General features: G+C 69.9%; 16 protein-coding genes and 1 pseudogene. 10 read left to right on the top strand and 7 right to left on the bottom strand.

Going from position 1 to position 23,714, the window contains the following annotated elements:
- The 3 genes and pseudogenes from ACFU7Y_RS14615 to ACFU7Y_RS14605 all read left to right on the top strand — a co-directional run.
- A pseudogene (locus tag ACFU7Y_RS14615) lies at positions 1 to 2,342 on the top strand (hypothetical protein); the annotation flags it as partial.
- Between the two features lie 96 nt (positions 2,343 to 2,438).
- Entirely contained in the window at positions 2,439 to 3,989 is a 1,551-nt protein-coding gene (locus ACFU7Y_RS14610) for a polymorphic toxin-type HINT domain-containing protein (protein WP_224276895.1), read from the top strand.
- Positions 3,990 to 4,004: 15 nt separating this feature from the next.
- A complete protein-coding gene (locus ACFU7Y_RS14605) occupies positions 4,005 to 4,487 on the top strand; it encodes an Imm1 family immunity protein (protein WP_380768092.1) in 483 nt (160 codons plus the stop codon).
- Positions 4,488 to 4,943: 456 nt separating this feature from the next.
- Here ACFU7Y_RS14605 and ACFU7Y_RS14600 read toward each other — a convergent pair whose 3' ends face one another.
- Both ACFU7Y_RS14600 and ACFU7Y_RS14595 read right to left on the bottom strand, forming a co-directional pair.
- Positions 4,944 to 6,320, bottom strand: coding sequence for an IS1380 family transposase (locus ACFU7Y_RS14600; RefSeq protein ID WP_224276897.1), 1,377 nt, complete (start codon positions 6,318 to 6,320; stop codon positions 4,944 to 4,946).
- A 122-nt stretch (positions 6,321 to 6,442) separates the two neighbouring features.
- Positions 6,443 to 7,954: a recombinase family protein gene (locus ACFU7Y_RS14595; protein WP_380768090.1), complete on the bottom strand. Its 1,512-nt coding sequence runs from the start codon at positions 7,952 to 7,954 to the stop codon at positions 6,443 to 6,445.
- 49 nt (positions 7,955 to 8,003) lie between these two features.
- Here ACFU7Y_RS14595 and ACFU7Y_RS14590 point away from each other — a divergent pair, with 49 nt between their 5' ends.
- On the top strand, positions 8,004 to 8,513 hold the full coding sequence (locus tag ACFU7Y_RS14590; protein ID WP_224276901.1) for a cytochrome P450: 510 nt from the start codon (positions 8,004 to 8,006) through the stop codon (positions 8,511 to 8,513).
- A 51-nt stretch (positions 8,514 to 8,564) separates the two neighbouring features.
- On the opposite strand, the gene ACFU7Y_RS14585 is transcribed toward ACFU7Y_RS14590, so the two are convergent.
- The gene (locus ACFU7Y_RS14585) at positions 8,565 to 9,725 is read right to left on the bottom strand and encodes a PP2C family protein-serine/threonine phosphatase (RefSeq protein WP_224276903.1); all 1,161 of its coding nucleotides are present in this window, start codon (positions 9,723 to 9,725) and stop codon (positions 8,565 to 8,567) included.
- A gap of 267 nt (positions 9,726 to 9,992) precedes the next feature.
- Here ACFU7Y_RS14585 and ACFU7Y_RS14580 point away from each other — a divergent pair, with 267 nt between their 5' ends.
- On the top strand, positions 9,993 to 10,574 hold the full coding sequence (locus tag ACFU7Y_RS14580) for a hypothetical protein (RefSeq protein WP_224276905.1): 582 nt from the start codon (positions 9,993 to 9,995) through the stop codon (positions 10,572 to 10,574).
- A gap of 59 nt (positions 10,575 to 10,633) precedes the next feature.
- On the opposite strand, the gene ACFU7Y_RS14575 is transcribed toward ACFU7Y_RS14580, so the two are convergent.
- Entirely contained in the window at positions 10,634 to 11,542 is a 909-nt protein-coding gene (locus ACFU7Y_RS14575) for a cyclase family protein (protein ID WP_224276906.1), read from the bottom strand.
- 170 nt (positions 11,543 to 11,712) lie between these two features.
- Here ACFU7Y_RS14575 and ACFU7Y_RS14570 point away from each other — a divergent pair, with 170 nt between their 5' ends.
- From ACFU7Y_RS14570 to ACFU7Y_RS14555, 4 genes are all read left to right on the top strand, one after another.
- Positions 11,713 to 14,559 (top strand): SpoIIE family protein phosphatase, encoded by a 2,847-nt coding sequence (locus ACFU7Y_RS14570; protein WP_224276908.1) that lies wholly within the window; start codon positions 11,713 to 11,715, stop codon positions 14,557 to 14,559.
- A 79-nt stretch (positions 14,560 to 14,638) separates the two neighbouring features.
- Positions 14,639 to 16,201 carry a sugar ABC transporter ATP-binding protein gene (locus ACFU7Y_RS14565; protein ID WP_224276910.1) on the top strand — a complete coding sequence of 521 codons (1,563 nt, stop codon included), beginning with the start codon at positions 14,639 to 14,641 and terminating at the stop codon, positions 16,199 to 16,201.
- The gene (locus ACFU7Y_RS14560; protein WP_224276912.1) at positions 16,198 to 17,262 is read left to right on the top strand and encodes an ABC transporter permease; all 1,065 of its coding nucleotides are present in this window, start codon (positions 16,198 to 16,200) and stop codon (positions 17,260 to 17,262) included. Before ACFU7Y_RS14565 ends, ACFU7Y_RS14560 begins: the two co-directional genes overlap by 4 nt.
- A 41-nt stretch (positions 17,263 to 17,303) precedes the next feature.
- Positions 17,304 to 18,407 carry a substrate-binding domain-containing protein gene (locus ACFU7Y_RS14555; RefSeq protein WP_224276929.1) on the top strand — a complete coding sequence of 368 codons (1,104 nt, stop codon included), beginning with the start codon at positions 17,304 to 17,306 and terminating at the stop codon, positions 18,405 to 18,407.
- Between the two features lie 87 nt (positions 18,408 to 18,494).
- Here ACFU7Y_RS14555 and ACFU7Y_RS14550 read toward each other — a convergent pair whose 3' ends face one another.
- From ACFU7Y_RS14550 to ACFU7Y_RS14540, 3 genes are all read right to left on the bottom strand, one after another.
- A complete protein-coding gene (locus tag ACFU7Y_RS14550; RefSeq protein WP_380768089.1) occupies positions 18,495 to 19,688 on the bottom strand; it encodes a PP2C family protein-serine/threonine phosphatase in 1,194 nt (397 codons plus the stop codon).
- A 516-nt stretch (positions 19,689 to 20,204) separates the two neighbouring features.
- Positions 20,205 to 20,684 carry an Rrf2 family transcriptional regulator gene (locus tag ACFU7Y_RS14545; RefSeq protein WP_224276916.1) on the bottom strand — a complete coding sequence of 160 codons (480 nt, stop codon included), beginning with the start codon at positions 20,682 to 20,684 and terminating at the stop codon, positions 20,205 to 20,207.
- Between the two features lie 62 nt (positions 20,685 to 20,746).
- Positions 20,747 to 21,160, bottom strand: a complete 414-nt coding sequence (locus ACFU7Y_RS14540; protein ID WP_224276918.1) for a Fur family transcriptional regulator — start codon at positions 21,158 to 21,160, stop codon at positions 20,747 to 20,749.
- A gap of 289 nt (positions 21,161 to 21,449) precedes the next feature.
- Here ACFU7Y_RS14540 and katG point away from each other — a divergent pair, with 289 nt between their 5' ends.
- Complete coding sequence (katG, locus tag ACFU7Y_RS14535; protein WP_224276920.1) at positions 21,450 to 23,666, top strand: catalase/peroxidase HPI; 2,217 nt, start codon at positions 21,450 to 21,452, stop codon at positions 23,664 to 23,666.
- Positions 23,667 to 23,714: the final 48 nt, after the last annotated feature.

Below are 23,714 nucleotides of genomic sequence, written 5' to 3'. Positions count from 1 at the left end.
GCTCCACCTACAACAGCTCCGGCGTGCAGCTGAGCGGACCGTCGGTCACCCCCGCGGAGACCAAGACCGTTCTCACTCCGACCTCCGGTGCTCTCCCGACTCAGATACAGACCACCGGCCCTATGGGGGCCGACTGGACTGTTACAACCACGCTGGACCCGGCCCGCGAATCGGCGTTGACCAGTACCGACGTCAACGGCCGCGTCATCACCGGGCAGTACGACGCGCTCGGCCGGCTCACCGCCGTCTGGGCGCCCGACCGCCCCACCTCGCAACTGCCGAGCCGCAAGTTCGCCTACGCGCTCAAAGGCACGGCAGGACCGTCCACCGTCAAGACCGAGTCGCTCAACGATGGCTCAAGCACGCACTCGGCAAGCATCGAAATCTACGACGGCCTGGGTCGCCACCGGCAGACCCAGCGCACCAGCGACGCACGCTCTAACGGGCGCCTGATCACCGACACGGTCTATGACACACACGGCTGGGTGATCAAAACCTCTGCCCCGTACTACGAGAGGAGCTCCTTCCCCACCGAATCGGTCTTCATCCCCACAGCCGACGGCCAGGTACCGGGGCAGACCTGGAACACCTACGACGGCAGCGGGCGTGTGGTTCGCGCGGAGTTCCGTTTCAACGGCAACCTCCAGTGGGCCACCACCACCGCATATCCGGGCGCCGACCGGACCGACACCACCCCTCCCAGCGGCGGAATGCCAAGCTCGGTTGTGACTGACGCCAGGGGACGCACCACCGCCCTGTTGCAATACCGCACGCCGACCCCAACGGGCAACAACGCCGACGCGGACATCACGGCGTACACCTACACACCAGCAGGCCAGCCGGCCAGCCGTACGGACAGCAGCGGCAACACCTGGACCTACACCTACGACCTGCGTGGACGACAGGTATCTGCGTCCGACCCGGATACCGGCGTGACCCAGACGTTCTACGACGTCAACTCGCGTATCGACCACACCACCGACGCCAAGGGCACCACCCTCGCCTATACCTACGATCTGCTCGGCCGAAAGACCGGCACCTTCAATGGCAGTGTGGCCTCCGCGAACCAGACTGCAGCATGGACGTACGACACGCTCGTCAAGGGCCAGCTCACGTCGTCCACTCGCTACGTTGGCGGCAAGGGTCCCGTGGCCTACACCACGGCTGTGACCGGTTACGACACCGCCTACCGGCCGCTCGGCACCTCCATCACCATCCCGTCCGTGGAGAAGGAGCTTGCCGGCACCTACACCACCACCAATACTTACAGCCAAGTGCTCGGCGCCCTGACACAGACGAGCATTCCTGCGGCCGGCGGGCTCCCCGCCGAGTCGATCACCTACTTGAATACGGCGACTGGTCTGCTGTTCTCGGCAGCCAGCCTCGACCAGACCATCGTCCGACAGGTTGACTACGACGCACTCGCACGACCGATCCGCACGACGGCCGGCGACTACGGCACGCAGGTCGTCTCCACCCGGCAGTACGACTGGGCCACCGGACGGGTCATCAACTCCATCATCGACCGACAGGCCAGCACGATCCCGGTCGACCAGATCAGCTACACCTACACCCCGTCCGGCCGGATCACCTCGGTCACGGACATCCAGGACGCCTCGGCAACCGACACTCAGTGCTTCACCTATGACCACCTGGGCCGGCTGACCGGCGCCTGGACCGACACCGGCGGCAGCACCACCACGATCGACTGGACCGACTCCTCCGGAGCCGTCCACGGCACCGGCGCCTCCGCCACCGTGCCCGGCATCGGCGGATGCAACAACGCGAACGGCCCGGCGTCCGTCAGTCCCGGCGGCCGCACGGTCGGCGGTCCGGCGCCCTACTGGAACACCTACAGCTACGACGCGAGCGGCAACCGCACCGGCCTCGTCCAGCACGACATCACCGGAAACAGTCTCAAGGACACCACCACCACCCAGGCCTTCGGAGCCTCCAAGAGCACCAACAGCCCAACCACCGCCCCCAACACCGGCGGCGGAACGGGCGGGCCCCACGCCCTGCTCACATCCACCACCACCGGGCCCGCAGGCACCAAGACCACCGGCTACCAGTACGACGCCGCGGGAAACACCACTGCCATCACCGACACCAGCGGAACCACGACGCTCGCATGGAACGGTGAAGGCAGAGTGGCCTCCCTCAGCTCGACAGGAGCTGAGGGAACCACGAGCTATCTGTACGACGCGGACGGAAACCAGCTCATCCGCCGAAACCCCGGCAAGACCACCCTCAACCTGCCCACCGACGAGCTCACCCTCGACACCGCCACCGGAACACTAAGCAACGTCCGGTCCATTGCCGCAGGAGGCGGGCTCACCTAAACCCGGGTCACCTCCACCATCGGCGGCGGCAACGTCGTCATCCAGGCCGCCGATCCGCACGGCACCAACGGCGTCCAGATCGGCACCGACGCCGCCATGACCGTCACCCGACGCCCCACCGACCCATTCGGCAATCCTCGCGGCACCCAACCTTCCACGAACCAGTGGGCCGGCACCAAGGGCTTCGTCGGCGGCAGCAAGGACGACACCACTGGCCTCACCAACCTCGGCGCCCGTCAATACGACCCCGTCCATGGACGGTTCATCAGCCCCGATCCCATCCTGGACCCGGCCAATCCCCAGCAGTGGAACGGCTACGCATACAGCAACAACGACCCCATCAACGCCAGCGACCCAAGCGGGCTGTTCCTCGGCTTCAACTGCAAGACCTGCGACAACATAGTCAATAAGGTCAAGGACGTAGCAAGCGGAGCCTGGCACGAAACTGTCCAGACCTACAACGAGCTGGCCGAGGGCACTGCTCGCCTCCTCGGCGACGACAAAATGGCGGATAATTTCCGCTATCAGCGGGAAAATCCCAACTCCCCACTCAATCTCACCACTATTGTCTCGGAAATAGGCGGTCCCCTGGACGGACCGCACAGCAAGTGGTACCAGTTGGGTCGGTGGTTCGCCAAGACATTCGGCCCGTTCCTGCCCCTACCCACTCCAGGCGGTTTGGCCGGCTCTGCCGCAATACACGGCGGGGAGGCAATAGCCAAACGCCCTGGCGCAGTGAAGAATATCGTCAGCAAACTTGTGTCGAAGATCCGGCCGAAGTCTGGCCCATGCAGCTTTGCTGCTACGACACCGGTTCTCATGGCCGACGGAAGCACCCGAGAAATCGCCGAAATCAAGCCAGGCGATCAAGTCGAAGCAGGAGATCCACAAACCGGAGAAACCAGCGGTCACGCCGTCACGGCCACCTGGAAACATGACGATGACGACCTTGTCGATGTCATTGTTCAATCAGGCGACAGCGAAGAGGTAATCCACACAACTTTTGGGCACTCCTTCTGGGACGCCACCACTCAGAAGTGGACTCCCGCGGGCAGCCTGCAGTCGGGACACAGTCTCAAGACGGAAAGTGGACAGGACGCGAACGTCGTGTCCGTCCGCGAGGCAGCCGGCCAGCAGGTCATGTACAACCTCACCGTCGAGGACCTCCACACGTACTATGTGCTGGCAGGAAATGCGCCGGTATTGGTGCACAACAGCAACTGTGAACTCCGAGCTCTCCATAGCAAACTTCCGGAGAGGGTTGACGGCGGGCAGACTTCGGGCATTGCCATGGATAGTCACGGCAATACGAGCAGCATCATGACGAGCGGCAAGGGTACCTACAGGAATCTGATCGATCGAGCCAATAGCCGGTTGGGCCAGTGGGGATTCCGTTCACCTGCTGCACGCGCGAGTGATGTCGAGCAAAAGTTTGCTGCTAGCATGCTCAATCCAGATGGAAGTACGCGCATTACAAGCGCAGACCTGGTAATCAATCACGCACAAGGGCCGTGCGATGAGCCACTGGGGTGCGATATGGTGCTACCATACATCCTCAACAAGGGGCAAACGCTAACGGTTCACTTTGTTGACGGCTCGGGCGTGTGGAACAGCCATGTATACCAAGGACTGGCTGATTTTGGCTAAGAAGGGATACGTGCGATGGCGACCGATAATCGACTAGAAGCGCGCTATCGTCGCACTGACATGCAGAACCCCGTTCTGCTCTCCACGTCGGGTGACGTAGATTGCCTCATTGATGCCCTGTTGACGGGGCCGGCACTCCATGATGCAGTACATATCCTGTCAAGGGCTCGATCTCGAATGTCGGCAGGATTTCCGGATCACGAGCTATACGTCGGAGTCAGTAGAGATTTCAATGTGGGTGCGCTAGCTCTAACGGCACCCGAGGTCGGACACATCGCTTCAGTGGGCGCCCCTGGCTCTCGCAGTGGCGTCGCATACCATGTCGCCGAGCACTGGACTGAGTTTCCAGATAATTCGGAGATTCCACTCGATCTCGTTCGAGAGGCGGTCAAGGAGTTCCTGCACTCCGGAGGAAGTATTCCGACTTGCGTTGAATGGAAGCGCTTTGAAATTGCCGATGAAGGTGTAGAGGATGACCCTTGGGGATCCCCCTCCTGATCGGTAAACCTCGGCGCGACGCCCAAGCCGCACTGGCAAAGGCGCTGAACTTGGTTGATCTCTAAGCCAAGTACCCGACGTCACGTTCCCCACAGGGCTGACGACGGCTGAGCAGTAAGTCGTACTGGTCTCACCGGATCTACTCCGGTGAGGCCAGTACGTTTCTAGCCTGCGCGCTTCACTCGGAGTGATGTCCGGATCATGATCGGGAACGCGAAATTTCCCTTCTGTGCACCGGTCCGGGTAGTCGTAGGTCTTCGGGTCCAAAGGGGTGCCGAGCAGTGCGTCCGCGGGTGGACGCTGACTCAGCCCGAATCCACCGACCTGATTCGAGAGTGATCAGATCCGGGGTTTGGCCGGGGTGACTGGGGGTGGGCATGGGAGGCCCGCTGGTCTGCCCAGCTCTTCCACGTCTGCTCCGGTCGGGCCTTGTCGGGCTGGTGGTCGGGTTGTTGATCAGGCCGGTGGCGGGTGGGCGGCGTCGAAGAGGTCGGTGAACGCGTGCTGCCAGGGCCAGCGGTTGGGCAGGTGCAGTGTCAGACGCCGGGCCGAGCGAGCGATGCGGGCTGGAACGTGGATCAAGTGGTCGCGCAGGGTCGCGGTGGTGGCCCTCGCGTGGAAGGTCCCGGCGAGGGCTCCGGCGGCCCGCAGCAGGTTGTGAGCGATGGCCCACAGAGTCAGCCACGCGTTATTCGCCTGAAAGTTCCCGGAGGGCAGGTGGGCCGGCGCCGAGCCCTTGGCGTCCGCGATGACCTGCTCGACGGTCGCGTGCTGGCGGTGGTGGAGCTCGGCCTGGAGCGTGGTGAAGGGACTGTCGGTGAACACGGGGTGGTAGCGCCAGGCGGTGAACAACTCTCCCTGCCCAGCCATGACTTCGGCGTTCAGGCGGCGGACCCGGCGCACGATCAGGCGGCCGGTTGCTTGCTCGGCCTTCCTGCGTCCGGTGAACGCGGTGTACTCCACCTCGGCGTCGGAGACCGGCTCGCCGATGTCCGGGTCCACGAAGGCCTCGGGGTAGCGGATCGGTGTCCAGGGGTCCTCGCCGATCGAGCTGATCGTGGCGGCGATGTGGGGGTTCATCCGCACGGTCAGCGAGAAGTGCGCCCTTGCGCGGCGGCAGACGGCCACGACATCGGCGTTGTAGAACTGGCTGTCCGCGCGGACGATCACGGTCCCGCCCGCCCCGGCCTGGCGGGCGGTGGCCAGGGCCTCGGCCGTGAAGGGCCCGGCGCAGCGGGCGTCGGCGGCCTTGCCCCGCCGCAGGCGGACCGCCGCGATCACCGGGCGGGCCGTCGGCGTGCTGAGCGTGGCGAGGATCGGGTGCAGCGTGCGTACGCCCTTGAACCGGCCGACCTCGGCGCCCTGCTTGGCGCGTCCGTAGACGCGGCGGTGGGTGGGGTCGACGTCCACGAACGCGACTTGGTCGACGTCGGGCAGCAGCGGGGTGGTGGCGGCCAGCCGGGCAAGGAAGTTCCGGTGCACTGCAGGGAGTTGCCGGTTGCGCCCGTGGGCGAAGGCGCGCAGGAAGGTGCCCAGTGTGGAGGGCGCGCGCACCCCGCCGAACAGTCGGCTCATTGCGCCGTGCCGCAGCCAGCCGGTGTCGTCGATCGAGTCAGCCCCGGCGCACATCGCCGCGACCAGCGTCATCACTTTCGCAGCCGGGTTGGCGCCGCCGCTGTTGCCCGCGCCAGCGATCCGTAGTCGCTCGCCGGCCAGGCTGGGAAGCCCGACGCGCTCGGCCAGCCGGACCAGCGGGACAAGCCCCGCGTCCGCGATCAGGTTCGGGTCGTCGAACGCGGCGGTGAGCGCGGCGGAGCTATGGGAGGATTTCACTTACGAGGTGCCTTGCTGGTTGGGCCGGACGGAAGCGTAGAGAACTCCCATCTTCCCAGCTCAGCAGACACCTCTCTGCGTCATCCCGTCCCCACGTCAGTCACAGCCCGGTGGATTCGGGCTCAGGCTGCTACCGGTATGGGCACAGCCCACTCGATGCGAACACGCTTCTCGCCGTCGAAGCGGTAGCCCTGTCGGCCTTTCGACACCCAGATCTTGTCGATGGCGAGGGGCAGCAGTTCCCGCCGGGTCTCGGGATCGGCGTCGAGGATGAAGCGGGTCGCGTTCTCGGGCTCGCCGATGAGGAAGCCGACGTCGACGTGGGTGGCGGACAGGCCGTTGAGGCGATCACGGGCCGCCTCGAGCCGGGCTTCGGCTTCGTGGACGAGGCGCGGGAAGTGCTTGCCCATCTCGCCTGCGTACAGGCCGGCAGCGCGGTCGTCCGCGAGTTGGCGCACGGCGGCCTCGGCCATGGCGATCTGCTCGCGTGCGGCAGCGGAAGCGGCGGCGTCCTGTGGGTTGGTCAGGGCGCCCCAGCGCTGTGCGACCGCAAGCACCAGCGGGTCGTCCGGGCGTGCGTTGCCGAGCATCTCCCCCCAACTCTCGAAGATGTAGCCCTCCAGAGCCGTGATCGAGACGAGAGCGGGGGAGGGGCAGAAGAGTCCGGCTGCGTAACGTGAGCAGCGGTAGTACTGCCCACCGACCTGCATTGGGCCCAGGCAGCCCGTGCAGCCGGACAGCCCGGTGAGCGTGTGATGTGCCCGCCCAATGCGGGGTCCGCCTGTGCCGTGTCCGGCGAGCGCGGCGCGGGCCCGCATCACCAGTTCCTCGGGGAGCGGGGCGCACTCGTCTGCTATCACACGGACACGTTCTCCGGCGGCGTTTCGGTATTCGCGGGGCTGATAGCGGTTGCTGTCACCGGGGACCGGCATCCAGCCGAGGTAGACCGGGTTGCGCGCGATGGCTATGACCGCGCCGGGACGCCACGGGCCGCCCCCCGGAGATGCGATGCCTTCGTGGGTGAGTGCGCGGGCAAGTGAGCGGGCCGGGACGCACTCCGTTTCGCCGCGAGTGGTGCCGCCGGCCAGGTCGGTGATGATTCGCTCGACGATTGGCCACATCTCGCCGTGCCGCAGCTTGCGGTCCTTGCCGGCCACGAGGCCGTACGGTGCGCGGCCGGACCACCGGCCCGTCTCACGCTGGCGGGCCTTCGTGCTCTTGACGTTGTAGCTCAGTCGCTGGGAGAACTCGCGGGCCTGTTCGGCGCGGTCGATGATCCACCGGCGGTCGCGTTCGATTGAGCTGTCCAGGCCCTCGTAGTCGAAGATGACTCGGGCCTTGCCCAGGACCGGTCCGATCTCGTCAATCCCCTTGCGGGTGAAACGGTCCATGGCGAAGTTCCACAGGCAGGGCACCTCGCCGTTCATGACGGCGGCGAGTGCGTTGTCGAACTCCGGACGGACGACGTCCGACCAGGCGGACAGGTTGTCCACCCAGACCTTCCGCACCTGCAGGCCCTCGCGGGCCGCCCAGGCACGGCCAGTGGATTCCTGCGCTTCGACCGACAACAGGTCGCGCGGATCGGCGGTGCGGACGACCTTGAACTTGCGGAGATAGAGATCGACTTCCTGCACGGCAAACGGCCCTCCTCGAACCTCCCCGTCTGGGGTTGGGGGGACATGTTTGCGTGTTTTTCCGGCCGTCGCCGGGAACGAGACGCTGCGTAACGGCCTGCCCGGCGCCCTGTATTCCCTGCTCACCCACACCGACCAGTACGACCGGTTGTCCCGACGGCCCGATCTGCTCCCTTCGGCGGTGGAGGAGTTGCTTCGGTTCTGGCCGCCGGTGCTGGAGTTCCGGCGCACCGCCACTCGGGACGTGGTGTTGGCCGGGAGACCGATCCGCCGTGGAGACAAGGTGGTCGTCTATCACGCCTCCGCCAACCGGGATGAATCGGTCTTCCCTGACCCGGACCGCCTGGACATCACCCGCACGCCGAACGACCACGTCAGCTTCGGGTTCGGACCGCACTTCTGCGTGGGAGCGCGGCTCGCGAGGATCCAGATGTCGGCCTTGATCCGCCGGATCGTCGCCGACCTGCCCGGCCTGGAGCTCGCTTCGGGCACGCCACCGAAGCGACTGGTCTCCAACTTCCAGAACGGGTTGAAGGACCTGGGCATCCGCTGGCGGTAGGCAGGCGCCCTCACCGGCCGCTGTTCGGCGGCCGTGCGACTCGGCGTTGGATCACCCTCGCGGAGGGGGCGGGTTTCGATCGGGCCCGGCGAGGTGGGCGGCGGTGGGTTCGGCACGCCGGATGGCGATGACGGCGGCGTCGTCGTCGAGGCGGTGGCCGACGTGAGCGAGGAGGTCGCGGCGGATGTGGTTGACGAGTGTCTCGGGGGAGCACTTGGTCCAGTGGGCGGCGCGATCGGCGAGTGGGTAGAACTCGCCGGTGTCGTCGCGTGCCTCGGTGACCCCGTCGGTGTACAGCAGCAAGGTGTCGCCTCTTCCGAACGGGAAGTTGTCGCTCGGGTACTTGCCGTCGCCGAGGTCGTTCACGCCGAGGGGTGGAGCGGCCGGTACGGAGTCGACGGGCAGTGCGCGGCCGTCGCGCAGCAGGAGGGGCGGCGGGTGTCCGCAGTTGGTCATGTGGGCGACGGGCTCGTCGTCGGGCAGGTCGACGAGAATCGCGGTGATGAAGTGCTCGACGATGTCGCCGCTCTCCTGGGCGAAGTCGGTGAGGTAGCGCCCCACGTTGTGGTCGAGCGTGGATGCCAGGTCCGCCAGGGTGTCGTGCTGTGCGGCCATGAGACGGAAGGCGCCGACCAGCAGGGCCGACTCGCCGATGGCGGCCAGGCCCTTGCCCCGGACGTCTCCGATGACCATGCGGGTTCCGCCCGCAGTGCGGGTGGCGGTGTAGAGGTCGCCGCCGATCTGTGTCTCCTTTTCGGCGGCGAGGTACATCGTGGCGATCCGGAGCGGCCCGATCTGTTCGGGCAGCGGGCGCAGCAGGGCACGCTGGGCGGCTTCGGCGACCGACTGGGCGCGGGCGAGCTGTCCGGCCCGGTGTTCGCGGACGGCGGTGAAGATGACGATCAGGATGCACAGGACGGTCAGCGCGACGACCTGCGCGATGTGGTTGCTGGTGGTGAAGCCGCCGTGGAGGAAGGCGATGAGGACCTGAGCGGCGATGGCCAGGGCTCCGACGAGGGCGGTCGGGCGGAGGCCGGCGAACGAGGGGGTGAGGGCAGGGGCGATCACCAGGAGCGGGCCGAGGTGGATGGTGGTGGGGGAGTGGAGATCGACCACGGTGATCACCGAGATGAGGGCAAGCGGAATCAGCAGCAGCGCCCAGCTCCGTTGCCCGCGCTGCTGGTGGCGGGCCGCGCGTGCTCGGACTTCCATGTCCCCACTGTGCTCCTGGGCGGCGGCGAGCGCAGACGTGTCGACCGGTGCGTGGTGACCGACTTACCAGCCGTAGCCGCTCCGGGTCGCTTTGAGGTGCGGGAATTTCACCGGCATGCGGTACGTGCCGCATTTTCACCTGGCTGGACTCATGGTGTCACACCTCGGACATGTCCGACATGACAGTCATAGGGGCCGTCGCTACGTTCATCGCAGGTCGGTCACCCGGCCGACGTCCGTGAGGCAGAGAGACAGAGAGACAGTGACATGCGCACGCGCACATGGGTTGTGGCCGCTGCGGGAGTAGGCGCGGCGGCCCTCACAACCACCGGTATCACCTACACCCTGACCACCGGATCCACCTCGGCGCCCCCGTCTGTCCAGCGGGCGGCCCAGCCCGTCCAGCAAGCCGCCCCGGCGCCCCCGGCCGTCCAGCCGGCGGCCCAGCCCGTCGAGCAAGCCGCCCCGGCCGAGGCTGTCGAGGGCGGCGGCAGCGAAGGCGGGGAGAAGCACGAGGACCACGACCGCCGTGACGGCGGACGCGGCCACGGCCATGAGGAAGAAGAGGGAAGGATCTACTTCAACGAACGCACGTACTCCGCCTCCACCGATGGATGCATCGCCGCGGCCAGCGGACTGGGCTCCAGCAGCTTCAGTATTTTCAACGACAGCCGGAAGGTCGTCCACGTCTTCCGCGGCTTCTCCTGTGACAACGGCGCTCCGGTCGCCACCGTGGGGCCATACGGAGCCACCAATGGCGTCGTGACCCGCACCGGCCGCTGGGGCGTGTTCGGTGGCGACGGCGCCGTGGGCAGCTTTCTGGTGACCGACTACCGCGACGAGTGGTGACAGCGCCGCCCGGAGCGGAGCACGGCCGGCCCCGGCCCCGCCGAGACGACCGCGAGCGTTCAGAAGACCGCGAGCGGATTGACCGGGGAGCCGGTGCCGCGGGGGATGTTCAGGGGCGCGGCGACGAAGAGGAACTCCCATCGTGAGGTGCGCGCGCACGCCTCGGCCAGTGGTTCCAGGTCCAGGTTGTCGATCAGCGGCAGGCCCAGGGCGGTGATGGCCAGCACGTGGACCGGCGAGTGGACGCCGTCGACGGGGCTCGGGCGCGCATCGCTGTCGCCGTCGCTGCCCAGTGCCGAGGCCTGCGACTCGCTCGGCACGCGCATCGCGCCGGGATGCAGTCCCGCGCTGAGGTCGTCAGGATCCCACGCGCCCAGCCGCCGCCGTCGGGCGAGGTGGCCCGTGCGGACCAGGAGGATGTCCTGGGGGCGGAGCGGGCTGCCCTGTTCCTCGGCGCAGACCAGCAACTCCGGGCCGCCGATCGGCTCTCCCGGCTCCAGCCAGGCACGGCCACGCAGGCGCGGCACGTCCAGCAGGACTCCTCGTCCCACCAGCCCGGGCAGCAGGTCGGTCACCGCGCCGTAGGCGGCACCCTGCGAGGAGAACACCTCCCGCGCCCGCACTCCCGCGAAGAGCAGTCCGCCGTACGCGATGTGGCAGAGCGCGTCCAGGTGCGTCTGTGCCTTGCCGTGGTAGTCGGAGGCGATGAAGTCCCGGTGCACGGTCGGCTCGGGGGCGGTGACGTCCGCCAGTTCGGTCATCTGGTGCAGTGCCGGCCTGCGGTTGTCGGGCCCCGGCACGCTGTCCCACGGCCGCCCCATGGCGACGACCTCACCCGTGCGTACGAGGCCGGCGGCTGCCACCCGTCGCCTCCCTTCGACCGGCCCGGGGAGACGGTCGCGGCGCAGCTGCCGGAAAAGCGCGTCGAACTCGTCGCGGGTCATCGCCGGCCCGTTGGCACTGGTCATGGCACTCCTCAACCCGTCCCCCGCTCTGCCGATGATGCGGTGATGGCCGCAATACCGCCACCGTGCTCGGGGAGTGTGCGCGATCCGGTAGCAAACACCGCAAAACGGGCAAAGTCCTAATATTGCATCGAAGGGTGCAGGTCTGCGGAAATGCGAGCGCTGTGGCGGTCATGACGGCTTCGGATGAGGCGGGGATCGGCCCCGTACGGGCCCGCGAGCGGTTCATGCTCGGTGAACCGGTCGAGGGCGGCGTGCGGAATCTGATCCTGGACTCCTGGCAGCGCTGCCAGTCGATGGGGATCTCCCCGGACGGGTCCGAGCTCCCGTACCGCCCGGACATCGACCTGGACGGCCGGCTGGTCCGCGCGGCCAGGCCCGTGCTGGACCGGCTGGCATCCAGGTTCGCCGGCAGCCGGATGAACGTGGCCCTGGCCGACGCGGACGGGGCGGTGCTGGAGCGCCGTTTCGGCGAAGCGTCCATGGTCAGGCAGCTGCCCGCGATCCAGAGCGTCCCGGGCTTCGTGTTCGCCGAGCAGTACGGCGGGACCAACGGCATCGGGCTGGCGCTCACGGAACGGCGGCTCATCCAGGTCTCCGGCGCCGAGCACTTCGCCGAGCGCGGCCAGTCGAACGCCTGCACGGCGATTCCCGTCCGCGACCCCCTCAGCGGACGGATCGAGGGTGTCCTCTGCTTCGCCTATCCGCCCGCCTACGCGGACCCGCAGATGGAGGACCTGATCCGCAAGGCCGCCACCGCCATCGAGCGGCGCCTGCTGGCGCAGAGCTCGGCGCGAGAGCGCACCCTGCTGCGCGCGTACCTCGACTCCAGGCGCCGCGCCGAGACCGGCCAGGCGGCCGGGGAAGGGCGCCTGGCCGGTCTGGACGAGCTGCCCCGAAGCGGGCTGGACCGGCACGACCAGACACTGCTCGAACAGACGGCCACCGAGCTGATCTCCTCGGCCCGTCGCACCGCGGTCGAGGTAACCCTCTCCCAGGGCCGGCGGGCCACCCTGCTGAGCCGTCCGGTGGTCAGCCCGTCCGGGGTGGAGGGCTTCGTCATCGAGGCGGTCCTGTACGGCGACTCGCTGCCCCGGCTCGTCACCCCCGACCAGGCCGGTCCGTCGGTCGGCCTCCCGGAGCCCGCCACGACCACCGCCGTCCCACCGCTCTCCGCGGCGGCGACGGATCACGGGGCCGAGGCGCTGTCCGCCCCCGCGCGCGGCGCAGCCACCAGGCTGCTGCTGCTGGGCGAGCCGGGCGTGGGACAGTACGCCGTCGCGGCCCGCCGCCGCCTGGAGCTGCTGTCCGAGGCCAGCACCCGCATCGGCACCACCCTGAACGTGACCCGCACCGCCTGGGAACTCGCCGAGATGGCCGTCCCGCGGCTGGCCGACTACGTCACCATCGACCTGCCCGAGACCGTCCTGCGGGGTGAGGAGCCCACCGACCCCGGCAGCGAGCTGCACCGCACGGTGGTCCACGGCATCCGCGCCGACTGCCCCTTCTACCCGGTCGGCGAACGGGTCGACCTCAGCCCCACCACGCCCCATCGCCGCTGCCTGGCCAGCGGGCAGGCGGTGCTGGAACCCGATCTGCGCAGGGCCACCGGCTGGATCTCGCAGGACCCCGGGGCGGCCGAGCGCCTCCTCGCGCACCACGTCCACTCCCTCATCACCGTCCCGCTGCTGGCCCGCGGCGTCGTGCTGGGCATCGCCGGCTTCTACCGCGCCCGGAACCCCGCCCCCTACGGGGACGACGACCGCTCGCTGGCCCAGGAGCTGGCCACCCGCGCCGCCATCTGCATCGACAACGCCCGCCGCTACACCCGCGAACACGCCATGGTCCTGGCCCTGCAGCACAGCCTGCTCCCGCGCAGCCTGCCCGAGCAGAGCGCCATCGAGGTCGCCCACCGCTATCTGCCCGCCGAGTCCGGGGTGCGCGGGGACTGGTTCGACGTCATCCCCCTGTCCGGCGCCCGGGTCGCCCTGGTCGTCGGCGATGTCGTCGGCCGCGGACTGCACGCCGCCGCCACCATGGGCCGCCTGCGCACCGCCGTGCACAACTTCGCCGAACTGGACCTCGCGCCCGACGAGCTCCTCACCCACCTGGACAACCTCGTGGGGCGCCTGGACCGGGACGAGGACGGCGTGGAGCCCGCCACCGGCAACGACGGCATCATCGGCGCGTCCTGCCTGTACGCCGTCTACGACCCGACCTCGCAGCGCTGCACCCTGGCCCGCGCCGGTCACCCGCCACCCGCGGTGGTCCACCCGGACGGCACGGTCACCGTCCCCGACCTCCCCGCCGGGCCCCCGCTCGGCCTGGGCGGCCTGCCGTTCGAAACCGCCGAGCTGCACCTGCCCGAAGGCAGCCAGCTGGTCCTCTACTCCGACGGACTCCTCGAAGACCACCGCCGTGACCCCGACGCGGCCCTCGACCGCCTGCGCACCGCCCTGGCGCAAGCGAACCGCTCACCCGAGGACACCTGTCGCACGGTCGTGGACGCCGTGGTACCCGAGCACCCGGCCGACGACGTCACGCTGCTCGTCGCCCGCACCCACGCCCTCGACCCCGGCCGGATCGCCACCTGGGACCTGCCCGCCGACCCGGCCCGCGTCGGCGACATCCGCGCCGCCGCCGCCCGCCGCCTGAGCGACTGGGGGCTGGAGGAGGTCGCCTTCGTCACCGAACTGCTGCTCAGCGAGCTGGTCACCAACGCCATCCGGTACGGCACCGAGCCCATCCGGATCCGTCTGATCCACGACCGCGCCCTGATCTGCGAGGTCTCCGACGGCAGCAGCACCGCCCCCCACCTGCGCCACGCGGCCACCACCGACGAGGGCGGCCGCGGCCTGTTCCTCGTCGCCCAGCTCACCCAGGCCTGGGGCACCCGCTACACGGCCAGGGGCAAGGTCATCTGGGCCGAATGCGCCCTGGAGGCGTCCGACGGCGTCCCCGACCTCTTCGAGAGCCACTTCTTCGAGAACCAGTTCGCCGACATTCCCGAGATCGAATGACCAGCCCTCCGGACGTCAACGGCCACCGTGGCGTGTCACCACCACGGCGGCCGGGCTCAGCTGGTAGGAACGGTGGTCCATGCACGACACCCCCGACCCCCCGGCGGGCCCACCCGCGCGCTGCGGCCCACTCGTTCGCATCCGCGGTCTCGGCAAGCGGTTCGGCGGCACTCCCGCGCTGGCCGGGATCGACCTCGACATCCATCGCGGCAGCGTCCTGGCCCTGCTCGGTCCGAACGGCGCCGGCAAGTCCACCCTCATCCGGACGCTCGCCGGGATCCACCACGCGGACCAGGGCGAGGTGACGGTGGCCGGGCACCCGCTCGGCACCGAGGCCGCCGCCCGCCGCATGGCCTTCATCCACCAGGACCTCGGTCTCGTCGAGTGGATGACGGTCGCCGAGAACATCGCCCTGGTCGCCGGCTACCCGCGCCGTCACGGCCTGGTCTCCTGGCGGCGGACCCGGGAGCGCTGCGCCGACGCCCTCGCCCTGATCGCCGGGCACCTCGACGCCGACGCGCGAATCGCCGACCTCGCCCCCGCCGAGCGCTCGCTGGTCGCCATCGCCCGCGCGCTGGCGACGCGGGCGGAGCTCCTCGTCCTGGACGAGCCGACCGCCAGCCTCCCCGCCGCGGACTGCGCCCGGCTCTTCGCCGTCCTGCGCACCCTGCGCGACCGAGGGCACGGCATCGTCTACGTCACCCACCGGCTCGACGAGGTCTACCGGGTCGCCGACACCTTCGCCGTCCTGCGCGACGGCCGTCTGATCAGCTCCGGTCCGCTCGCCGGCCAAAGCCGCCGGCGCCTGGTCCACGACATCGTGGGCCGCGAACCGGTCGGCCACCGGGCCGCCCCGGTCGCCTCCGTCGAGGGCCCGGTGGTGCTGAGCCTCGACGCGGTGCGGACCACGAACGCCGGGCCGGTCAGCCTCAGGCTGCGCGCCGGCGAGATCCTCGGCATGGTGGGCCTCACCGGCGCCGGCCACCTCGACCTGGGCCGCGCCCTCGCCGGATCCCGTCCGATCCTCGGCGGGCGGGCCCTGCTCGACGGCCGACCGTACACCCCGCACACGGTGGCCGGTGCCGTCGACTCCGGCGTCGGCCTGGTCACCGGCAACCGTCTGGAGGAGGGCTGCGCCGAGGAGCTGACGGTCCGTGAGAACTTTCTGGCGAACCCCCGGGCGGGCGGCCGGTCGGCAGTGCACTGGATCAGCCCCCGGCGCGAGCGGGCCCAGGCCGCCGCCCTGATCGAGCGGTTCGCGGTGCACCCCCGCGACAGCGAGGCGCCGATCGCCACACTGTCCGGCGGGAACCAGCAGAAGATCATGGTCGGCCGGTGGCTCCGGGTGCACCGGCGGCTGTTGATCCTCGAAGAGCCGACCGCCGGCGTCGACGTCGGTGCCAAGGCCGAGCTCTACCGCCTGCTCTACCAGGCGCTTGCCGACGGCCTCGCGGTCCTGCTCGTCTCCACCGACTTCGAGGAGGTCGCCACCGTGTGCCACCGTGCCCTGGTGTTCGTCCGCGGGACGGTGACCGCCGAGCTGACCGGTGCGGCTCTCACCGTCAGCGAACTCACCTCAGCCGCCTCGGCCATGCCTGCCGTCACCGACGGTGACGGCACCGGGCGTGCGACAGGCCGATGACCGTGCCCTCCTTCCGCCGATCCCCGCACGGCCGCCGGCACGGACACCTGATCGGCAGCTACGGCCTGCCGGCCCTCGCCGCTCTGCTGTTCCTGGTCTTCTCCGTCGCGCTGCCGAACACCTTCCCCACCCTCGACAACGTCTCCTCGATCCTGTCCAACCAGTCGATCCCCGCCATCCTCGCACTCGGTGCGACGATCCCCGTCGCCACCGGCAAATTCGACCTGTCCATCGGCTACGGCCTCGGCCTCGCGCACGTCGCGGTGCTGCGGCTCATCGTCGACGGCGGCTGGCCCTGGCCGCTCGCCTGCCTGGCCGTGGTCCTGGGCGGAGCGGCCTTCGGGGCCCTCAACGGCGTCATCGTCGAGTTCGGGCGGATCGACTCCTTCATCGCCACGCTCGGCACCGGCAGCATCCTGTACGCCTTCACCGGCTGGATCACGGGCGGCGCCCGGGTCCTCCCCGGCACAGGCGGTCTGCCGGTCGCCTTCACCGACCTCTACGACTCCACGTTCCTCGGACTGCCGGTGTCCGCCTCCTACGTGCTCGCGCTCGCGGCCGTCCTGTGGCTGCTGCAGGAGCGGCTGCCGCTCGGCCGGTACCTGTACGTCATCGGCTCCAACCCGCGCGCCGCCGAACTCGTCGGAATCCCCACCCGCCGCTACAGCGTCTACGCCTTCGCCGGATCGGGCCTGGTCGTCGGTTTCGCGGGGGTCCTGCTCGCCGCGCAGCAGCAGATCGGCAACCCCAGCGTCGGCCTGGAGTACCTGTTGCCCGCGTTCGTCGGCGCGCTGCTCGGCTCCACCGCCGTCAAACCCGGACGCGCCAACAGCCTGGGCACCGTGGTCGCCGTCGCCGTCCTCGCCATCGGCCTGGCCGGCATCGGGCAACTCGGCGCCGACTTCTGGGCCGTGCCGCTGTTCAACGGTGCGACACTGCTCCTCGCCGTCGGCCTGGCCGGCTACTCCGCACGCCGCCGGCTGCGCGCCGGTGGCGCAGAGACCCGCGGTTCGCTCACGCCGCCGTCGACGGACGTGGCCTCCTCCCGGGACACGCCGTGAAGCGCGGTGCCGCGACCGTGCTGGCGGCAGTCGTGCTGGCAATGGCGGGCACCGCCCTGGACGGCTGCGAGCGCGGCGTGTCGACCGGGACCGGGGCCCCCGTCGCAGGGCCGTCGAGGGCCGGCTGCCCGGCCACCCTCGCCAGGGCGAAGGCGGACGTCCAGCAGGCCGAGCAGGCCGACACCCCCTGGAACGGCCCCACCAGCGGCCCGAGCGCGGTTCCCGGCAGGACCATCGTCTACGTCGCCCAGACCATGACCAACCCCGGCGTGGCGGGCGTCGCCAGGGGCGTCATCGAAGCCGCGACAGTCATCGGCTGGAGCGTGCGGGTGATCGACGGACAGGGCACGCCCGCCGGCATCCAGGCGGCGCTCGGCCAGGCGGTGAACCTCCGACCCTCGGGCATCGTCATCGGTGGCTTCGACCCGGGCCTGACCTCGCAACAGGTCGCGCAGGCCGGCACGGCACACATCCCGCTCATCGGCTGGCACGCGGTCGAGGCCCCCGGGCCGAGCACGAACCCCCCGCTCTTCAGCAACATCACCACCAGCGTCGGGGACGTCGCGCGGCTCAGCGCGGACTGGGTCATCGCGGAGTCCGACGGCAACGCCGGAGTCGTCGTCTTCACCGACGACTCGATCCCGTTCGCCAAGAACAAGTCCCAACTGATCAAGGGCGGACTCGCCACCTGCCCCGGCGTGAGCCTTCTGGCGTCCGCGAACATCCCCATCCCGGACGCGACCGTCCGCACCCCCCAGGAGGTCTCCGCCCTCCTCGCCCGCTTCCAGGGCCAGTGGACGCACTCCGTCGCCATCAACGACCTGTACTTCGCCGACGCCGCGCCCGCCCTGCGCGCGGCCGGCAGGCCCGGCAACGGCACCCCGTACAACATCGGCGCGGGCGACGGCGACCCCTCGGCCTTCCAGCGCATCGACAGCAGACAGTTCCAGGCCGCCACCATCCCCGAGCCCCTCACCGCGCAGGGCTGGCAGATCGTCGACGAGTTCAACCGCGCCTTCTCCCACCAGCCCGCCAGCGGCTACGTCGCCCCGGTCCACATCACCACGGCCGCCAACAGCGGCGGAGCAACCTCCTGGGACCCACCGGGCTACCGCCAGGCGTACCGGACGATCTGGGGCAGGTAGCGAGCGAGGGCGGTGCCGACGGAGCCCACGTGACCAGTGCGCGCCGGCGCCGCCGTCCCGTGCTGTCGCCGCCGCGGAGCCCGCCCTTCAACTCGCCCCGGGCGGGCCCGGTGTGTGGGCCGGCTCCTTCCCGTCGGGGAGCCGTTGCGCGATGAGCACGGCGATGTCGTCGTCGAGGGCGGCGTCGCTGTACGCGATCAGGTCCCGGTGCAGGCTGTTCAGAAGCTCGCGTGGCGGCAGGGCGGTCCAGTCGCGGACACGCTGGGTGAGCGGGTAGAAGGTTCCGGTGTGGTCGCGGGTCTCGGTCACGCCGTCGGTGTACAGCAGCAGTTGGTCGCCCGGACGGAAGGGCTCCACGTCGACGTGGTAGTCGCCGCCGAGCAGCACACCGAGGTTGAGGGGCGGTGACGGATCACGCGGGGCCAGTTCGCTGACCCGGCCCTGGTCGATGAGCAGGGGCGGGGGGTGGCCGCAGTTGACGATGCGGACCACGGGCTCGTCCTCCGGAATCTCGGCGAGCACAGTGGTGATGAAGCGTTCCTCGCTGCCGGGGAGCTGGGCGGCTCGGCGGCTCATGCTCCTCTCCAGTCTGCGCGCTATCGCGGGCAGATCGGGCTCGTCGTACGCGGCCTCGCGGAAGGCGGCCAGCATCGCCGCGGCCGTCTCCACCGCGAGCAGGCCCTTGCCCCGGACGTCGCCGATCAGCAGGCGCACACCGTGCGCGGTGCTCATCGCCTCGAAGAGGTCGCCGCCGATCCGGGCCTCCGCAGCCGCCGACAGGTACAGGGTTTCGATGCTGATGCGGCCCAGGAGGTGGGGGACCGGACGCAGCAGCACGCGCTGCGCCGTCTCGGCCACCGAGCGCACGGTGGCCAGGGTGCGTTCCCGGCGCGTTCGGTGGGCGGCCAGAAGGGCGCCCAGCACCCCGACCAGTGCCGTGGAGAAGTAGGTGGCCACGTAGTGGCGGTCCCACAGATAGCCCACGGCGCGGTCCGCACAGCACGGAGTGCCCGCCAGGACGCCTTCGAAGATCACGGCGAAGACCGTGATGGCGGCGACGAAGGCGGGACCGTGGGCGTAGGCGGCGACGACGGGCAGGGCGATGAGCAGAAAGCTCACCGGCCACTGCACGGGAGTGATCGGTTCCAGCGCGAGGATGACCGCGACATAAATGGCCGGCAGCCAGCGTATCCATGCCGGCGGGGCGGGCGCCCGGGGCTCCGTCCCGCCCGGCTCCGTCGCACGGTGCCGGTCGGCCCCGCCGCGGCCCGGGAGCTTCACCGCGCGCTCCGGTGGCGGTGCGCCCGGTCGAACGGGAAGCCACGGCGAACCGGCCGGGCGCGGGCGGCCGAGGCGGACCGCCGCGGTCCCACGAACGGCTGGTCCGTCAGCATGCCGGAGAGCATCCGCCCGGACGGCTGCGGGGGTCCGGCAGCCGCGGAGGCCGCCGCGACGTGCAGCGGTGTGACCCCGAACTCCCGGTGGCGGGCGTCATCCGGTTCGTGATCCGCCTGTACCCACATACAACAATCATCACGGCATACCAGCCACTGCCGCCCGCCGACGGAGTCGTGCACGCGACCGCGTGGCGCGGCACCCCCGACACGTGGCGGCCGCGACCGAGGGAGTGGCACCACGCCCCCGCGCGACCCCGACCGGCCCTGCCGGGGACGGTGATCTGCCCGCGGTCCACGCTCGCAGGACATCGGACATCCAGGTTCACCTCGGAGGTCGACGAGCGCCCTGCGGGGCCGCGCACGGCGGACCCGCAGGGCCGCGAAGGAGGAAGCGGAGGGCTCAGCCCGTCAGTCGCGCGTAGTGTCGCCGGGTGCGTTCGGCAGCCCCGGAGGGTGCGGCGGCCATCAGGTCGGCCACCGTCTGCCCGGAGAGCTCGCGCCGCCAGGCCAGTTCGGCCCTGCGCATCGCGGTGGCCACCCCGCACGGGCGCCGGAAGTCGTCGCCGGCGGCGGCCGCCCCCTCCGTGCGCTGCCGGATCTCGGAGCAGCGGAAGAGGTCGTCAGGGCCCTCGATGGCCGCGACCACGTCCATCAGGGTGATCCGCTCCGGCGGGCGGCCCAGCCGGAAGCCGCCCCGGGCGCCGGGGGCGGAGCTGAGGATGCCGGCCCGGACGAGCGCCTGTAGGCGCTTGGTCAGGTAGGCGGGCGGGAGATCGAACCAGGCCGCCAGCCGTGCGGTCGGCACCGGTCGGCCGTCGTCCAGCCAGGCCAGCGTGAGGCAGCAGTGCAGGCCCCACTCGACTCCCTCGCCCATGCGCATAACCGGGACACTACACGTCCAGGTTTCCGCGCGGAAGGTCCACGGGCCGACCGCCGGAGCGATCAGCCCGTGCAGTCCGGGCACAGCCCCCGGTAGGTGACCTCCGCCTGCGACACGGCGAACCCGAAGCGCTGCTCGGCCGGGAGGTCGGCCAGCGGGTTGCCCTGCGGGTGGACGTCGCGAATGGCGCCGCAGCCGGTGCAGATCAGGTGCTGGTGCGGGCGGTGCGCATTCGGGTCGTAACGCTTGGCGCGCCCGTCGGTGGACACCTCGACCACCTCGCCCAGGGTGACCAGTTCGCCGAGGGTGTTGTAGACCGTCGCCCGGGAGATCTCCGGAAGGCGCTCCGCCGCCCGGGCGTGCACCTCGTCGGCGGTCAGGTGCACGTGCTCGCCGTCCAGGACCTCGGCCACGACACGCCGCTGGGACGTGAGGCGCCAGCCGCGCCCGCGCAGCCGCTCCAGCAGGTCACTCATATCGGTTCACCTATTCAGGTCAAGGGGAGGATCGGAGTTTACCAATTCACCTCCGGCGTCCTCCGGATCCCGATCGGATATGTCCTTGGTGTCTTTCTTGACTTGGATTCCGTCCATCGTAGGATCGGCTCCGGCGCTAGCCTGGGTAGCAGCAGCACGTGACTCCCGTCGCTGCCGTACACAGTGACGGGCAATGGCAACACGTGGCGCGCTAGGACCAGACAGCAGCAGTAGGTGCCGTAGGTAGCAGAGAAGACACCGTGATCCGCCTTGTGAGGGAAGGATTCCCATGTCTGACATCCACGATGCAACCGGCGTAGAGGCGAAGGCGGAGGGCTGCCCGGTGAACCACGGGCGCGCGCCGCACCCCACCCAGGGCGGCGGAAACCGCCAGTGGTGGCCGGAACGGCTCAATCTGAAGATCCTTGCGAAGAACCCGGCCGTCGCCAATCCGCTCGGTGCGGACTTCGACTACGCCGAGGCCTTCGAGACCCTCGACCTCCCGGCCGTCAAGCGGGACATCCAGGAGGTCCTCTCGACCTCGAAGGAATGGTGGCCGGCCGACTTCGGCTACTACGGCCCCTTCATCATCCGGATGGCCTGGCACAGCGCCGGCACCTACCGGATCAGCGACGGCCGCGGCGGCGCCGGCGGTGGCCAGCAGCGCTTCGCCCCGCTGAACAGCTGGCCCGACAACGCCAGCCTGGACAAGGCCCGCCGTCTGCTGTGGCCGGTGAAGAAGAAGTACGGGCGCGCCCTGTCCTGGGCCGACCTGATCATCCTGTCCGGCAACGTGGCCCTGGAGGGCATGGGCTTCCGGACCTTCGGCTTCGGCGGCGGCCGGGTCGACGAATGGGAGCCCGACGAGGACGTCTACTGGGGCCCCGAGACCACCTGGCTCGGCGACGAGCGCTACACCGGCGACCGCGAGCTGGAGAACCCGCTGGCCGCCGTCCAGATGGGCCTGATCTACGTCAACCCCGAAGGCCCCAACGGCAACCCGGACCCGATCGCCGCCGCCCGCGACATCCGCGAGACCTTCTACCGGATGGCGATGAACGACGAGGAGACCGTCGCGCTGATCGCCGGCGGCCACACCTTCGGCAAGACCCACGGCGCCGGCCCGGCCGACAACGTCGGCCCGGCCCCCGAGGACGCCCCGATCGAACAGCAGGGCCTCGGCTGGAAGAGCGCCTTCGGCACCGGCGTCGGCGGCGACGCGATCACCAGCGGTCTGGAGGGCACCTGGACGCCCACCCCGATCACCTGGGACAACAGCTTCTTCGAGACGCTGTTCGGCTACGAGTGGGAGCTCACCAAGAGCCCGGCCGGCGCGTGGCAGTACAAGCCCAAGGACGGCGCCGGCGAGGGCACCGTGCCGGACGCGCACGACGCGGGCAAGCGGCACGTGCCGATCATGCTCACCACCGACCTGTCGCTGCGCTTCGACCCGGTCTACGAGCCGATCTCCCGGCGGTTCCTGGAGAACCCGGAGGAGTTCGCCGACGCCTTCGCCCGCGCCTGGTACAAGCTGACCCACCGCGACATGGGCCCGGTGGTCCGCTACCTCGGCCCCGAGGTCCCCAGCGAGCACCTGCTCTGGCAGGACCCGCTGCCGGAGGCCACGTACCAGCAGATCGGCGCGGCCGACGTCGCCGACCTCAAGCGGCGGATCGCCGCCACCGGCGTGCCGGTGTCCGAGCTGGTCTCCACCGCCTGGGCGGCCGCCTCCTCCTACCGCTCCAGCGACAAGCGCGGCGGCGCCAACGGCGGCCGCATCCGGCTCCAGCCGCAGGCCGGCTGGGAGGTCAACGAGCCCGACCGGCTGGCCTCCGTGCTGCGCGCCCTGGAAGGCGTGCAGCAGGAGTTCAACGCACAGGCGGGCGACAAGCAGGTCTCGATCGCGGACCTGGTGGTGCTGGCCGGCGGCGTCGGCATCGAGCAGGCCGCCAAGGCGGCCGGGGTGGCCGTCGAGGTGCCGTTCGCGCCCGGCCGGGTGGACGCGCCGCAGGAGCTGACCGACACCGAGTCCTTCGCCGCGATGGAGCCCAAGGCGGACGGCTTCCGCAACTGGGTCGGCAAGGGCAACCGGCTGCCGGCCGAGTACCTGCTGCTCGACAAGGCCAACCTGCTGGGCCTCAGCGCGCCCGAACTGACCGTGCTGGTCGGCGGCCTGCGCGTGCTGGGCACCAACTACGGCGGGTCCACGCACGGGGTGCTCACCGGGACCCCGGGCGTGCTGACGAACGACTACTTCGTCAACCTGCTGGACCTGGACACCAGTTGGAAGGCCACCTCGGAGGACGCGCACACCTTCGAGGGCCGGGACGACTCGGGCCGGGCCCGGTGGACCGGCACCCGCGCCGACCTGGTCTTCGGCTCGAACGCCGAACTGCGGGCCGTCGCCGAGGTGTACGCGAGCGACGACGCCAAGGAGAGGTTCGTCGAGGACTTCGTCGCGGCCTGGGTCAAGGTCATGAACGCGGACCGCTTCGACCTCGTCTGATCCGTACCCGCGGATGACGCGGCGGGAGCCCGGGGCCTGCCCCAGGGC

Source organism: Kitasatospora sp. NPDC057542 (assembly GCF_042801945.1).
Classification (GTDB): domain Bacteria; phylum Actinomycetota; class Actinomycetes; order Streptomycetales; family Streptomycetaceae; genus Kitasatospora.
Note: the sequence above shows the minus strand (reverse complement) of the source record. Positions and strands in the feature narration are given on the sequence as shown.

Coding starts and splice junctions, on each gene's coding strand:
- ACFU7Y_RS14610 (WP_224276895.1), top strand. CDS start 2,439: ATGACCGTCACCCGACGCCCCACCGACCCATTCGGCAATCCTCGCGGC.
- ACFU7Y_RS14605 (WP_380768092.1), top strand. CDS start 4,005: ATGGCGACCGATAATCGACTAGAAGCGCGCTATCGTCGCACTGACATG.
- ACFU7Y_RS14585 (WP_224276903.1), bottom strand. CDS start 9,725: ATGGAAGTCCGAGCACGCGCGGCCCGCCACCAGCAGCGCGGGCAACGG.
- ACFU7Y_RS14580 (WP_224276905.1), top strand. CDS start 9,993: ATGCGCACGCGCACATGGGTTGTGGCCGCTGCGGGAGTAGGCGCGGCG.
- ACFU7Y_RS14575 (WP_224276906.1), bottom strand. CDS start 11,542: ATGACCAGTGCCAACGGGCCGGCGATGACCCGCGACGAGTTCGACGCG.
- ACFU7Y_RS14570 (WP_224276908.1), top strand. CDS start 11,713: ATGACGGCTTCGGATGAGGCGGGGATCGGCCCCGTACGGGCCCGCGAG.
- ACFU7Y_RS14565 (WP_224276910.1), top strand. CDS start 14,639: ATGCACGACACCCCCGACCCCCCGGCGGGCCCACCCGCGCGCTGCGGC.
- ACFU7Y_RS14560 (WP_224276912.1), top strand. CDS start 16,198: ATGACCGTGCCCTCCTTCCGCCGATCCCCGCACGGCCGCCGGCACGGA.
- ACFU7Y_RS14555 (WP_224276929.1), top strand. CDS start 17,304: ATGGCGGGCACCGCCCTGGACGGCTGCGAGCGCGGCGTGTCGACCGGG.
- ACFU7Y_RS14545 (WP_224276916.1), bottom strand. CDS start 20,684: ATGCGCATGGGCGAGGGAGTCGAGTGGGGCCTGCACTGCTGCCTCACG.
- ACFU7Y_RS14540 (WP_224276918.1), bottom strand. CDS start 21,160: ATGAGTGACCTGCTGGAGCGGCTGCGCGGGCGCGGCTGGCGCCTCACG.
- katG (WP_224276920.1), top strand. CDS start 21,450: ATGTCTGACATCCACGATGCAACCGGCGTAGAGGCGAAGGCGGAGGGC.